The organism is Burkholderia sp. HI2500, from assembly GCF_002223055.1.
Taxonomy (GTDB): domain Bacteria; phylum Pseudomonadota; class Gammaproteobacteria; order Burkholderiales; family Burkholderiaceae; genus Burkholderia.
The window spans coordinates 3,105,501-3,119,177 of record NZ_NKFL01000006.1 but is presented as its reverse complement, the minus strand read 5'-3'; the positions used below and the strand labels follow the sequence as shown (position 1 = coordinate 3,119,177).

At 67.1% G+C, this 13,677-nt stretch carries 14 protein-coding genes; 5 read left to right on the top strand and 9 right to left on the bottom strand.

Annotation, left to right across the window (positions count from 1 at the left end):
• Positions 1-5: 5 nt before the first annotated feature.
• From CFB45_RS31845 to CFB45_RS31810, 8 genes are all read right to left on the bottom strand, one after another.
• On the bottom strand, positions 6-1,244 hold the full coding sequence (locus CFB45_RS31845) for an MFS transporter (protein ID WP_089428957.1): 1,239 nt from the start codon (positions 1,242-1,244) through the stop codon (positions 6-8).
• Positions 1,241-2,521 carry an MFS transporter gene (locus CFB45_RS31840; protein ID WP_089428956.1) on the bottom strand — a complete coding sequence of 427 codons (1,281 nt, stop codon included), beginning with the start codon at positions 2,519-2,521 and terminating at the stop codon, positions 1,241-1,243. The genes CFB45_RS31845 and CFB45_RS31840 overlap by 4 nt, the downstream gene beginning before the upstream one ends.
• Complete coding sequence (locus tag CFB45_RS31835) at positions 2,518-3,564, bottom strand: amidohydrolase family protein (protein WP_089428955.1); 1,047 nt, start codon at positions 3,562-3,564, stop codon at positions 2,518-2,520. The genes CFB45_RS31840 and CFB45_RS31835 overlap by 4 nt, the downstream gene beginning before the upstream one ends.
• 10 nt (positions 3,565-3,574) lie before the next feature.
• Positions 3,575-4,726 (bottom strand): porin, encoded by a 1,152-nt coding sequence (locus tag CFB45_RS31830; protein ID WP_089428954.1) that lies wholly within the window; start codon positions 4,724-4,726, stop codon positions 3,575-3,577.
• 46 nt (positions 4,727-4,772) lie between these two features.
• Complete coding sequence (locus tag CFB45_RS31825) at positions 4,773-6,152, bottom strand: MFS transporter (RefSeq protein WP_089428953.1); 1,380 nt, start codon at positions 6,150-6,152, stop codon at positions 4,773-4,775.
• An 86-nt stretch (positions 6,153-6,238) separates the two neighbouring features.
• Positions 6,239-7,168, bottom strand: a complete 930-nt coding sequence (locus CFB45_RS31820; protein ID WP_089428952.1) for an SMP-30/gluconolactonase/LRE family protein — start codon at positions 7,166-7,168, stop codon at positions 6,239-6,241.
• A 21-nt stretch (positions 7,169-7,189) separates the two neighbouring features.
• Entirely contained in the window at positions 7,190-8,137 is a 948-nt protein-coding gene (locus CFB45_RS31815; RefSeq protein WP_089428951.1) for an NAD(P)-dependent oxidoreductase, read from the bottom strand.
• The gene (locus CFB45_RS31810; RefSeq protein WP_089428950.1) at positions 8,137-8,835 is read right to left on the bottom strand and encodes a methyltransferase; all 699 of its coding nucleotides are present in this window, start codon (positions 8,833-8,835) and stop codon (positions 8,137-8,139) included. Before CFB45_RS31810 ends, CFB45_RS31815 begins: the two co-directional genes overlap by 1 nt.
• A gap of 165 nt (positions 8,836-9,000) precedes the next feature.
• Between CFB45_RS31810 and CFB45_RS31805 the strand changes: the two genes are divergently transcribed.
• The 4 genes from CFB45_RS31805 (at position 9,001) to CFB45_RS31790 (ending at position 12,230) form a co-directional block, all read left to right on the top strand.
• Positions 9,001-9,711, top strand: a complete 711-nt coding sequence (locus tag CFB45_RS31805; RefSeq protein WP_089428949.1) for an IclR family transcriptional regulator — start codon at positions 9,001-9,003, stop codon at positions 9,709-9,711.
• Between the two features lie 187 nt (positions 9,712-9,898).
• Complete coding sequence (gene acuR, locus CFB45_RS31800) at positions 9,899-10,537, top strand: acrylate utilization transcriptional regulator AcuR (RefSeq protein ID WP_089428948.1); 639 nt, start codon at positions 9,899-9,901, stop codon at positions 10,535-10,537.
• Between the two features lie 45 nt (positions 10,538-10,582).
• Positions 10,583-11,566, top strand: a complete 984-nt coding sequence (gene acuI / locus CFB45_RS31795) for an acrylyl-CoA reductase (NADPH) (protein ID WP_089428947.1) — start codon at positions 10,583-10,585, stop codon at positions 11,564-11,566.
• Positions 11,567-11,651: 85 nt separating this feature from the next.
• Positions 11,652-12,230, top strand: coding sequence for a peroxidase-related enzyme (locus tag CFB45_RS31790; protein WP_089428946.1), 579 nt, complete (start codon positions 11,652-11,654; stop codon positions 12,228-12,230).
• Positions 12,231-12,275: 45 nt separating this feature from the next.
• Here CFB45_RS31790 and CFB45_RS31785 read toward each other — a convergent pair whose 3' ends face one another.
• Positions 12,276-12,710 (bottom strand): winged helix-turn-helix transcriptional regulator, encoded by a 435-nt coding sequence (locus CFB45_RS31785; protein WP_179255118.1) that lies wholly within the window; start codon positions 12,708-12,710, stop codon positions 12,276-12,278.
• A gap of 111 nt (positions 12,711-12,821) precedes the next feature.
• On the opposite strand from CFB45_RS31785, the gene CFB45_RS31780 reads away from it, so the two are divergent.
• Entirely contained in the window at positions 12,822-13,442 is a 621-nt protein-coding gene (locus tag CFB45_RS31780; RefSeq protein WP_089428944.1) for an FMN-dependent NADH-azoreductase, read from the top strand.
• The last annotated feature ends 235 nt before the right edge of the window (positions 13,443-13,677 follow it).

Sequence of the window (13,677 nt, the reverse complement as noted above, 5' to 3'; positions counted from 1 at the left end):
TCCGTTTATTGTGCGCCTGAGCGCGTTTCTGTGAACCGTTGCCACGCGATGACCGCGATGACGCCGCACGCGAGCACGGCGGCCATGGCGGCGAAGGTGTGTCGCACGCCGAGCGCCTCGGATGCGCTGCCGACGAGCAGATAACCGAACGGCATCGTGCCGTTGTAGGCCATGCCGTACATCCCGACGAGCCCCCCGCGCACGTGATCCGGACACTGGCGCTGAATGGTCGCGTTCGTCGACGTGGCCGCGAACGTGAGGCTGAAGCCGAGTGCATAGAACGCGGGGATCGATCCCGCCGCATCGGTGGTCGCGGCCAGCACGGCCAGCGCGCCGACGGCCGTCCACGGCGCATACGCGATGAACCGGTGCGACGCACGCGGCCCGAGCGCCGACGACAGCAGCACCGCCGCGCTCAACGACCCGGCGCCGGCGCACGCGAAGAACACGCCGGTAAAGTGCGCCGCGTCGTGAAAGCCCTGGTCCGCGAGCAGCGGCACGAGCGTCTGGTAGCTGCCGGCGAACAGGCCGATGCACGCGAGAATCGGCAGATAGCGGGCCGAGAACGCATCGGACAGCACGTAGCCGACCGCGTCGCGCAGGCCGCTCTCCGCGCGCGACGGGCGGTCCGCCGTCGCCGCCCGGATCGACCGCACGCACGCCGCCATGAAGCACAGCGCGAGCGCATAGATCGCGAACGACGTCCTGGGGCCCAGCGTCGGATAGACGAAGCCGGCGATGGTCGGGCCGACCATGCGCCCGACGTTGTAGACCATCGTGTTCATCGCGACCGCGTTGGAGGTATGGGTCGCATCCTGGAGGCTCGTCAGCAGCAGCACCTGCCGCGCCGGCGTTTCCACCGCGCTCGACACGCCGATCGCGAGCGCATGCGCGAGGATCAGCTTCACGCCGAGCAGGCCTAGCAGCGACAACGTGAAGAGGCTGCCCGTCAGCAGCAGCGACGTCGTCAACACGCATAGCGTCACGCGGCGCGCGTTGGCCGAGCCGATGCGGGAGCCCGCCACCGGTGCGACGATCAGCTGCGGCCCGTACAGCAGGAAGTTGAGCAGCGCGAGGATCGCCGCCGAGCCGGACAGGTGATAGATCAGCAGATTCAGCGTGACGTTCTGCGTCCAGCTGCCGAGCACCGACGCGACCTGCCCGCTCAGGTAGCGCCGCAGCGACGCCTCCGACAGCGCGGGAAACAGCCTGTTCACCCACCCCGCCTGCGTTGCCACGTTCATGACAGCGCCTTTCCGAGCGTTTCGGGCGCGAACAGCACGACCGCCGCCGCGGCGATGAACGCGACGATCGTCGTCGCGAGTCCAAGCACGAAGCCGCCCGACGTCGACGCCAGCGCACCGATGACCAACGGCGCGATGAAACCGCCGAGCCGGCCGCCGTTGTACGCGAGGCCCATGAAGAACCCGCGCGATGCCGTGTTGCCGATGATTTCCGCGAGGAACGGGCCGGCACCCGCGAAGATGCCGTTCACGCTGAAGCCGGTCAGAAAGATCGCGGCCATCAGCAGCAACGGATTCGCCGACACGATGTACACGCCGACGGCCAGCGCACCGACCAGCAGGTAGGCCAGGAACATCGGCCGCCGGCCGAGCCGGTCGACCCATGCCGAGAACAGCAGGAACCCGGCGATCGCACCGAACTGAAGCGCCAGCACGAACTTCAGGCTATGCACGAAGTCGAGGTGCTTTACCGTGATGAGGAACGTCGGCGTCCACGTGAATACGCCCCAGTAGAGGTACTGCAGAAAGAAGATGAAGCAGAAAGCGGTGAGCAGGCCGCGCACGTTCAGCTTCTCGCGACTTGCCGTGTCGCGCTTGCGGGCCGGCGACTTCGCGTGCCGGCGTTCGAGCCAGATCGGCGATTCCGGCGTCTTGCGCGCAACCCAGAACAGAATGAAGAACGGCGACGCGCCGATCAGGAACAGCAGACGCCAGCTGTCGCCGGCCAGTCCGCCATGCGCGGCGCCGACGATGCCCGAGATCGCGATCGCGAGAATCGCGCCGATCGGCAAGCCCATCTGCATCAGCGCGCCGCCCTTGCCGCGCCGGCTCGGGTGCCAGGTCTCCGCGATGAGCGCCGCGCCGGCGGTCCAGGTTCCGCCCATGCCGAGCGCGCCGAAAAAGCGCAACGTGGCGAACGCGTGCGCGTCGGGCGCGAATGCGATCAGGCCGGAAAACAGCGAGTAGATGCCGACGCAGAGCAGCGCGGTGCGCACGCGCCCGATCCGGTCCGACACGAAGCCGAACAGAATGCCGCCGACGATCTGTCCGGCCGCCGTGACGCTCGTGAACATGCCGAGCTGCGCCTTGCTCAGCCCGAACTGCAGCGCGAGCGTCGGCAGCAGCAGCGACAACAGGAACGAATCGTAGCTCTCGAACGTCCAGCCGAGCCCCGCGAGCGACAGCGAACGCCACTCGATACCGGTCACGCGCGTGAGCCCTTTTTCCGCGGCTGCGGACGTCATGTCCTGCGTCGCCACGGTTGCACTCGTCTTCATGGGTTGTCTCCGGGAAGCGTGATGCGATACGTCGATGCGGCCGTCCGGCTGAACAGCGCAGCCTTTTCATCGGCCGACATCGCGGACGCGAGTCGTTTGAAGGCGTTCCACAGCACGCGATAGCCGAACATCCCCTTGTCGACGGGGAAGTTGCTTTCGAACATGCAGCGTTCGACGCCGAAGTGTTCGACACACGTGTCGAAATACGGCTGCCACGCCGCCGCCAGTTCCTGCGACGACGGCGGCAGGTCGCGCGCGGCGAAGTCGAAGCCGAACACGGTCATGCCCGCGCCGCCGAGCTTCATGCGCGTGTTCGGCAACGCGGCGAGACGCGCGAGTTGCCGCTTCCATTGCGCATGGACTTCCGCGCGCTGGCCGGCATGGGGACCCACGCCGAGCGGGCCGCCGAAATGGTCGATGACGACGGTGACGTGCTCGCATGCGCGCGCGAGTTCGTGCAGGTCGTCGAGCTGCGTGTGATAGACCCACGTGTCGAGCGACAGCCCGTAGCGACCGAGCGTCGCCACGCCCCGCCGGAAAGCCGGATCCGACATCCGGTCGCGCGGCGGCGTCACCGGGCTCGACCGCACGTCGGGGCTCGCATGCCACGCGAGCGGATTGCGAATCCCGCGCAGTCGCCCGCCGGACACCTGCAGCATCGTGTCGAGCACCGCATCGAGTTCCGCGCCGAGCGACAGATCGGCGCCGCCGACGATGGCCTCGCAGCATCGCGTGGGGCCGTACGCGCCGCTGTCGAACATCGCGGCGACGCCGCTCGCGAATTGCACTTCGCCCACCGGCTTGAACGCTTCCGGCCCGCTCGCACGCAACATCGAGCGGCACTGCACGTAGACCGTCGACACGACCCGATGTCCGCTGCGCACGTCCGCACCGAACTCGTCCGCGAGATAGCGACCGGTCTGTCGGTCCCACAGGTGATGATGGGCGTCGACGATGGCCAGCTCGGGTTCGAGCACCGGCTCGTCGCGCAAGGCGAGCCACTCGGGCCTGACGGGAAGATGGGGCGCGTGAACGGTCTGCATCGCGCTCGCCTTAGAACTTCTGGCGCATGCCGATCACCACGCCCGTCTGGTTGTGATCGGGTGCGACCGTGCCGTAGCCGTTCACGCCGAGCGCGGAACCGCCCTTGTTGCGCGCGAAACCGGCCGTCGCATAGATATCGGTGCGCTTCGACAGCAGATAGTCGGCACACAGCACGGCGAGCCACGGGTCGGCGCTGGTCGAATGCACGTCCTGGTAATAGGCGGTTGCCGTGACCACGAACGCCGGCGACACCGCGTATTGCGCGCCGGCCCAGTACAGGTTCGCCGCACTGGCTTCGGAACCGTTCGCGACACGGATCGGGTTCGCCGGCAGGAACGCGTTCGACGCATGGAGGTAGCGATAGCCGGCGAATCCCTTCACCGGCCCGATCGCATACGACGCGGCGGCCGTCGCGCGACGCTCGGTGCCCGTGTTCGTCGCGACGGTGTTGCTGTTGCGCTGCTCGTACGACACGCTCGCGGCGAGCGGCCCTTGCGCGAACGTCAGCGCCCCGCTGAAGAAGCGGCCGGTGAGTTGCGCGCCCGGCACCTCGGCGCCGTACCCGGTGTCGTAGCGGGTGCTGTACATGGCCTGCGCCGTCAGCGGACCGAACACGCCGGTGTACTTCGCTGAATTGTCGATGCGCGCGGCCGCCGCGTAGTCGAGCGACAGCAACGAATACCGCGACGACGCGCCCATCGGGTCGAAGGCCACGGCCTGTTCGTAGAAGAGCGCATTCTGGCGGCCGAACGTCAGTTGCTGGCCCCGGTACGCCAGCCCGACCCACGCCTGCCGGCCGAAAATCCGCGACGTCGTGGCGGCATTCGAACCGAGGCCTTTCGTCGACTGCGCGGTCGTGCCGTCATTGATGTTGAAGCCGTCTTCCAGCTGGAAAATGGCCTTCATGCCGCCGCCGAGATCCTCGACGCCCTTCAGTCCCCAGCGCGAACCGGACAGATTGCCCGACGCTTCGCGCGTCTGCGCGCCGCCGGTGCTCGTGTTGTTGATGTGCTCGATGCCGACGTCGGCAATGCCGTACAGCGTGACGCTGCTTTCTGCATGGGCGCCGCCGCACCACGAGGTCGCGCTCGCGACCGTGATGACGCCGAGCATGAAGCGGGATGTGGGGCGGGTATTGCGGCTGGCCTGATTCGACAACATGGAGTCTCCAAACTGTTTTTTATGGGTGCGGCTGACGAAGGAAAATTCACGGCTCGCGGGCAACACGCGCTTCGCCGGCGCCCGAGCCCGGATCGCCGAGCCACGCGATGGTCAACGCGCCGAGCAGCAGCACACCCGACACGGCGATGAGCGGCGCGGTGAAGCCGCCGGAGAATTGCTTGAGCGCGCCGATCAGCGACGGCCCGACGAAGCCGCCGAGATTGCCGACCGACACGATCAGCGCGAGTCCGCCCGCGGCGGCACGGCCGGTGAGGAATCCCGACGGGATGGCCCAGTACGTCGCCTGGAACGCGAGGATCCCGCTCACCGTGACGCACAGTGCGATCAGCTTGAAAACCGGCGCATGAATGAAGGCGCTCGCGCACAACGCCACGGCGGCAACCGCCAGCGCACCGGCGACATACGGAATGCGGTTGGCCGCGCGATTGGCAAGACGCGCCCACCAGAGCATCACAACGGCGCCGATCGCATACGGAATGGCCGTCAGCCAGCCGACCACCGCGTGTTCGACGCCGAACTGCTTGATGATCTGCGGCATCCACAAGCCGACGCCGAGCGAGCCGACGATCCCGCAGAAGTTGACGAACGCGAGCACGAACACGCGCCAGTTCGTCATCGCGTCGCGCAGGTTGCTGCCGTGCTTCGCGCCGATGTCGCGCTGCTCGAACGCGAGGCGCTTCGCGAGCGACGCCTTCTCTTCGTCACTGAGCCACGCGGCTTTCTCGGGACGGTCGGCCAGCACGAACAGGCACGCGATGCCGAGCATCACGGCCGGTACGCCTTCGATCAGCAGCAGCCACTGCCAGCTGCGCAGCCCGTGCAGGCCGCCGAGTTCGAGCAGCGCGCCGGAAATCGGCGAGCCGATCATGTTCGCGACGGGGATGCCGACGAGGAAGGCGGCCGTCACCTTCGCGCGCCACTTGCCGGGAAACCAGTGCGTGAAATACAGGTAGATGCCGGGCGTGAACCCCGCCTCGGCGAGCCCGAGCAGAAAGCGCGCCGCCGCAAAGCTTTTCGGTCCGGTGACGAACGCCGTCGCCATCGAGAACAGGCCCCACGTGATCATGATTCTCGCGATCCACACGCGCGCCCCGACCTTCTGCATGATCAGGTTGCTCGGAATCTCGAACAGGAAGTAGCCGATGAAGAACAGGCCGGCACCGACACCGAACTGCTCGGCCGTCAGACCGAGATCCTTGTTCATCGTGAGCGCGGCAAAACCGACGTTGGTCCTGTCGAGATAGCTGATCACGTAGCAGACGAAGATGAACGGCAGAATGCGCCGGAACGCCTTCGCGAGCGTGCGCTCGCTGGCCGCGTAATCATCGCCGCCCAGGCGCTCCACGGACGATGCGTCGGCACGCGGTGCGTCATCGCCGGCACGCAGCGCGTGCGAAATGGTCATGCTTGTCTCCTTCGTCGCGCGACTGGCGGCGCGATCTTTCGGCATACGGGCGGGAAACCGGCGAGCGGCTTCCCGGTTCGCGGGTTTCAGTCCTTGTTCGCGGCCTGTTTCGGCAACGGGCCGGCAATGCGCATGTCCGCTTTCAGGACCGAACCGGACGTCGATTCGGTGATGAAGAGCGTCTTCATGTCGGCGCCGCCGAAGCACACGCTCGTGAGCGACGCCCCTTTCGGCCCGGTCAGGATCTCGACGGGCTCCGCGCAGTGGTTGAGCACCCACACGCGGCCGAGCCCCGGATTCGCGACGAACAGGCGGCCTTCGAGATCGACGGTGAGGCCGTCGGGGCCGCTCGGCCCGTGGGACGTGAAGAACGGGCTGACCTTGGTGACCGATCCGTCGGCCTGCAGCGGCATGCGCCACACCGCATTGCCGCGCGTCATCGCGACGAACAGCACCTTCTCGTCGCGTGACAGGACGAGGCCGTTCGGGCTCGGGCAGGTACCGACCAGCATGTCGAGCTTGCCGTCGGGCGAGAGCCGATACACGCGGCCCGTCGGATCGTGCAGCCCGGTCTGCCCCTGGTCGGTGAAATAAAGGTTGCCGGCCGAGTCGAACGTCAGGTCGTTCACGCCCTTGAAGCGCTCGGTGTTGCGGCGCTCGAGATACGGGCGAATTTCACCGCGCTCGATATCGAGCAGCATCAGGCCGTTCCGGTAGTCGGTGATGATCAGGTGCGCTGCGTCGAAGCGCTTCATCCCGTTGGGCTCGCCGTCGTATTCGACGACGAGCTCCCAGTCGCCCGACGGCGAAATGCGGAAGATGCGCCCGTGCGGAATGTCGGTCACGAACAGATAGCCGTCCGGATCCCAGACCGGCCCTTCGAGAAAGGAATCCGTGACCATGCCGCCGCGATTCGCGCGCGCCCATTCCGTGCGGACGTCCGGCTTGCGAAACTTTTCCGGCATGCGCGTGAACACGTCGGCTTCGCGCACGTCGGGGTTCGTCAGATAAAACATGCGTACCTCGATGTCCAGGGTTCAAGCCGCGCTGTGCGCGCGTTCGTCGAGCACCGCGAGGATGTTGGCGGCCGCGCCCTTGCCCATGTTCACGTACGCGGCATCGCTCACGCCGCCGATGTGCGGAGACAGGATCACGTTGGGGATCTGCTGGAACGGGTGCGGCACCGTCATCGGCTCGACGTCGAAGCTGTCGAGCCCGGCCGCACGCACGTGGCCGCTCGCCAGCGCGTCGGCAAGCGCGGCTTCGTCGATCAGGCCGCCGCGCGCGGTATTGACGAGAATCGCCCCGCGCTTGAAACGCGCGAGCGTGTCGCGGTCGAGCATCCGGCGGTTGTCGGCCGTCAACGGACAATGCAGCGACACGACGTCCGAGTCCGCGTACAGCGTGTCGAGCGGCACGAGCTTCACGCCGGCGGGCGCTTCCTTCGCGAACGGATCGAACGCGAGCACCTTCATGCCGAACGCCGCGCCGATCGCGGCCACGCGCCGGCCGATCGCACCGAGCCCGACGAGGCCGAGCGTGCGCCCGTCGAGTTCGACGGACTTGTGCGTCGACTTGTCCCAATGGCCTTCGCGCATGCGGATATCGAGCTGCGGAACCGACTTCGCACACGCGAGCAGCAGCGCCCAGGCGTGCTCGGCGACGGCGGCCGCATTCGCGCCGACCGCGGCGCGCACCGCGATGCCGCGCACGGCAGCGGCGTCCTGATCGATCACGTCGATGCCGCTGCCGTGCTTCGAAATCACCCGCAGGTTTTCGGCGGCGTCCATGATGCGGGCGTTGATCTTGCCGTACCGGACGACGATCGCGACCGGCTTGTGCTGGGCGCAGAGCGCCACGATGTCGTCCTCGGTCGGTTGCTTGCCGGCGAACACGACGTCGAACTGCGCAAGCATCTCGAGCGCTTGCGGCGCGAGGTCGGCGGCGGTCACCAGGACCACGGGCTTGTGCGAAGCGGCCTGCATCACAGTGCCTCGCCTTCGGCCAGCATGCCGGCTGCGCGCAACTCCTTCTCGACCCAGCCCGGACGAAGGTCGCCCTTGTGGATCGCTGCGATGCGCGCGGTTTCGACGTCGAGCTTCTTCTGCGCCAGATCGACGATACGCGCGACGTCGGCGCGCGCAATGACGACGACGCCGTCGGCGTCGCCGACCACCAGGTCGCCCGGATTCACCGCCGTGCCGCCCAGCGAGATCGGCGCATTCACGCGCCCCGCGATGCTTTTGGTCGGGCCGCACGGATTGAGGCCGGCCGAGAAGATCGGATAGTCGCCGTTGGCCAGTTCGTGCGCGTCGCGCACCGCGCCGTCGATGACGATGCCGGCGATGCCGCTCGCCTTCGCCTGCGCCGCCATGATTTCGCCGAGCAGCGCGCACGAGATGTCGCCCTTGCCGTCGACCACGACGACGTCGCCCGGCTTCGCGACGGCGAGCGCCGCATGGATCGCCAGGTTGTCGCCCGCGCGGACTTCGACCGTGACCGCGGGGCCGGCGACCTTCATCTTCGGCGACAACGGCCGCACACGGCCATGCACCGTGCCGCGACGGCCCGCGACGTCGGCCAGGATCGCGGCCTGGTAGCGCGCGGCCGCCTGAACGAGTTCCGGCGAGACGCGTTCGATGTCGCGAGTGATCGGAGAAGTGCTGGCGGATGGGTTGCTCATGATTCGACCTCGGGTTGTGCGTTGTACTCTGTACAACACTGGTGTACATGGTGAAATCACTATAACCAGAGGGCATGCGTCAGGGCACTGGCGTTTACCCTTTTACGTGGTAAACCAGCGTTTTACTCTGTACAATTCCGAGTGAATGTCGACGGGAGAGAAGAAATGGGAAACGACGGGGTCGTTGCCGTGGAAAAGGCGCTTGCGCTGCTGGACTGCTTCAAGCCCGGCGCCGAATCGCAATCGCTCGCGACGCTGTCGCAGGCATCCGGCATGCACAAGACGACGGTCTATCGGCTGATGAACTCGCTTGAGCGAATGGGCTATGTCGTGCGCGCGCAGTCCGGCAACTATTCGCTGGGGCACCGCGTGCTGTACCTCGGCAAGCTGTACGAGCAGTCTTTCCATCTATCCACGGTGGTGGAACCGGCGCTGCATGCGCTGGCCGCGCTCACGAAAGAAAGCGCATCGTACTACGTGCACGACAACGGGCAGCGGCTTTGCCTGTTTCGGGTCGAGCCGTCCGAAGGCCTGCGTGAAACGCGGCTCGCGGGGACGATGCTGCCGCTCGACGACACGGCCATCAGCCAGGTGATCCGTTTCTGGGGGCTCGGCGAACCGATCTATGACAAATCGCCGGCACTGCCCCTCTTCACCGCGGGTGCGCGCGATGTGCACACGGCAGCGTTCGCGGTGCCGGTCTTCGGCGCGGGCGACAAGTTCATGGCGGCGCTGACGCTTTCCGGTCCGGCATCCCGCCTCAGTGTCGCGCACGAGTCGGGCGAGCTGGATCGACCGCAGCTGGATGCGGCCGCCGATCTGTCGCGGAAGCTGGGCGCGAGTGTCGCGCTCTGCGAGCACATGTACGGCAGCTGATCGCCGCCTTGACACCGGCAGGGTCCAGGTCGACGCACCGTTCGTCGCCTGACCGCGGACACGTTCGCACGACGCCACGCGCGGGCCGGGGCGTGACACCCGCAGCGCAGCGCCGACGCGACGGCCCGTCCGACCGGCTCCGCACACGACCCATTGATTTTCGAGACGAACGGTCTATTATTCCGCCATGGACGCTCGAATCGATCCGCCTCGCCGCCGCGGCAGGCCACCCAAGCAGCACGACGACCTCGTCGCCACGCGTGACATGCTGTTGCGCACCGGGCTCGAGATCCTCACCGAAAAGGGCTTTTCCGCCACCGGGCTCGACGAGATCCTCGGGCGCGCCGGCGTGCCGAAGGGCTCCTTCTATCACTACTTCGACAGCAAGGACGCGTTCGGCCTCGAACTGATCGACCGCTACGCCGAATTCTTCGCCCGCAAGCTCGACCGCCATTTCAGCGACCCGGCACGCTCGCCGCTGCAGCGCGTACGCGCATTCATCGACGACGCCCGCGACGGCATGGCCCGCTACGCGTACAGCCGCGGCTGCCTGATCGGTAACCTCGGACAGGAAATGGGCACGCTGCCGGAAAGCTTCCGCGAACGCCTGCGCACCACGTTCGAGGACTGGCAACGGCGCCTCGCCGAATGCCTGGCCGCCGCGCAGCAAGCCGGTGAACTGGCCGGTTCGGCTGACCCCGCCGAGCTGGCCGCATTCTTCTGGATCGGCTGGGAAGGCGCCGTGCTGCGCGCGAAGCTGGAGCGCAGCGACAAACCACTGAGCCTGTTCACGCAGTTTTTCTTCAATGGACTCCCGCGCCGCTGAATTTTTTTGCCATTAACTAGACGATCGGTCTAGAAAGGAGGACACATGTTTCAAGGCATCGTGATCGACAGGCATGAAACCGGCCAGCAGGCCCGGCTCCAGACGCTGGACGACGCGCAGTTGCCCGCCGGCAACGTGACGGTACGCGTGGGCTATTCGACACTGAACTACAAGGACGGGCTGGCGATCACCGGCAAAAGCCCGGTGGTCCGCAAGTTCCCGATGGTGCCCGGCATCGATCTGGTCGGCGAAGTCGAAGCGAGCACGCACCCGGACTATCGCCCCGGCGATCAGGTCGTGCTCAACGGCTGGGGCGTCGGCGAAACGCATTGGGGCGGCCTCGCGCAGAAGGCCCGCGTCGACGGCGACTGGCTGGTGCCGCTGCCGTCCGCCTTTTCTCCGCAACAGGCGATGGCCATCGGCACGGCGGGCTACACCGCGATGCTGTGCGTGATGGCGCTGGAGCGACACGGCGTGCGCCCGGACGACGGTGAGATCGTGGTGACCGGCGCGGCAGGCGGGGTGGGCAGCGTCGCCACCGCCATCCTCTCCAAGCTGGGATATCGCGTGGTCGCAGTGACGGGCCGCCCCGCCGATGCCGACTACCTGCGGCAGCTCGGCGCGGCGGAGATCCTCGAACGGTCGCAATTCAGCGAGCCCGGCAAGCCGCTGGGCAAGGAGCGCTGGGCCGGCGCGGTCGACGTGGCGGGCAGCCACGTGCTCGCCAACGTGTGCGCGACCACGCGCTACCGCGGCGTCGTGACCGCCTGCGGCCTGGCCGCGGGCTTCGATTTCCCCGCGACGGTCATGCCGTTCATCCTGCGCGGCGTCACGCTCGTCGGGATCGACAGCGTCATGTGCCCGCGCGCCGACCGCCTGGAAGCGTGGCGCCGGCTCGCGTCCGACCTCGACGTCGGGAAGCTGGGCGCGATCAGCCACCAGGTCGGCCTGGGCGACGCCATCCCGCTTGCCGGGGAATTGATCAACGGCAAGGTGCGCGGCCGCGTCGTCGTCGACGTCAACGCGTGACGCCGCTGACGATCACCCACGCTGCTTCATTCGGACGGCGGCTCGCGCAGCGAGTACGCCCGCGCCACGTTATCCAGGAGACCTCATGACCGCCGCACACACCGCCCCCATCAGCCGCTTTCCCGTGCCCGCGCTCGAAGACTTGCCCAAGGACATTCGCGAACGCATCGCGACCGTCCAGGAAAAGTCGGGCTTCATCCCGAACGTATTCCTGACGCTGGCGCATCGCCCGGACGAGTTTCGCGCGTTCATGGCCTACCATGACGCGCTGATGGACAAGCCGGGCAACCTGAGCAAGGCAGAGCGCGAGATGATCGTCGTGGCCACCAGCAGCGCGAACCAGTGCCAGTACTGCGTGATCGCGCACGGGGCGATCCTGCGCATTCGCGCGAAGGATCCGCTGATCGCCGACCAGGTCGCCACCAACTACCGCAAGGCCGATCTCACCGCCCGGCAGAAGGCGATGCTCGACTTCGCAATGAAGGTGTCACAGGCCGCGCATCGGGTGGGCGAAGCGGACTTCGACGCGCTCAAGTCGCACGGCTTCGTCGAAGAAGACGTGTGGGACATCATGGCGATCTCGGCTTTCTTCGGCATGTCCAACCGCATCGCGAACGTGACGAACATGCGGCCGAATGCGGAGTTCTACGCGCTGGGGCGCTGAGCGCACGCGACGTTCGGGGACGCGGCGGGCGGCCGCGTTCCGCCCCTAGCGACTGCGGTAAACGACGCCCTCGCCCGGCTTCGGCACCGCCTCGGCCGCCTCGTCGAAACGCTCGCGCGCTTGCGCGATCGGCTGCTTGTTTTTCTCCGCCCACCTGACGAGCGTCATCACGGGCTCCAGCAGCGTTGCGCCGAGCGGCGTGAGCGCATAGTCGACGCGCGGCGGAATCGTCGGGAACACCGTCCGCGTGACCAGCCCGTCGCGCTCCAGCCCGCGCAATGACAGCGTCAGCATGCGCTGCGAAATCCCTTCGATCTCGCGTTTCAGCTCGTTGAAGCGCCGCGAACCGTCGTTCAGCGTCGCGATGATGTAGAGGCTCCACTTGTCGCCGATCCGGTCGAGGATCTGGCGGGTCGCCTGGCAGCCGTCTTCGCTGGGTCGGGGCATGGTGGCAGGAACATCGATGTGACTGGGGCACAACCCTGTGCGTTCTTGTGGGGCCCGGGCGCGAACCCTAGCATTCCACATGCTTTTCGGTAACTGAGTTATCAAAAGTTACCGGGTTCTCATCTTATCCCGAAAGGAACGCTCATGAGCCGCATCCTGCTGATCACCTCCAGCCCCCGCAGCACCGACAGCCTGTCCACGCGCGTCGCGCACGACCTCGCGCGGCAACTCGCGGCGCGCGACGCAAACAGCACCGTGACGTTGCGCGATCTCTCCACCGATCCGCTGCCGCATATCGACGATGCTTACATCGTCGGCCGCATGCTGCCGCCCGACGCGCGCAACGCGGAGCAAGCGCAGGCCGTCGAGCTGGCGCAAGCGCTGGTCGACGAATTGCGCGCCGCCGACATCGTCGTGATCGGCTCCGCGATGACCAACTTCGGCCCGTCCACGCAGCTGCGCGCGTGGTTCGACCGCGTGATCTGGCCGCAGGTCACGTTTCGCTATGGCGAAAGCGGCGTCGCCGGCACGGTGGAAGGCAAGCAGGTCTATCTGGTCACCGCCAGCGGCGGCGTCTTTTCGGAAGGCCCGTATGCACCGTTCGACTACCAGTCCGGCTATCTGAAGCATCTGCTCGGGTTCATCGGGTTGAGCGACATCCGCGAAGTGCGCATGGAAGGCACCGTATTGGGCGCCGAGGCGGTGCAAGCGGCCATCGCGAAGGCCGGGCATGACGTGCAGGCGCTGGTGGAACAGGCGGGTTGAAACAACCGCCGCGCCCGTCGATCGCCGCACGCGGGCGGCGCCAGCCGACGCCCGCCCTCACGCGCTGGGGCCGAACGGCCGCTCGCCGCTCCCGGCGAGCCAACCCGATGTCAGCGCTCACTCCTGTCCCTTCGACGGCAATACGCCGCCCGGCCGCTTCGCAACAGTAAACGGACACGCACGCAATCCATCAAAAGCGTGCACTATTAGGGTTTTGCCGTACCGGCGCCCGACG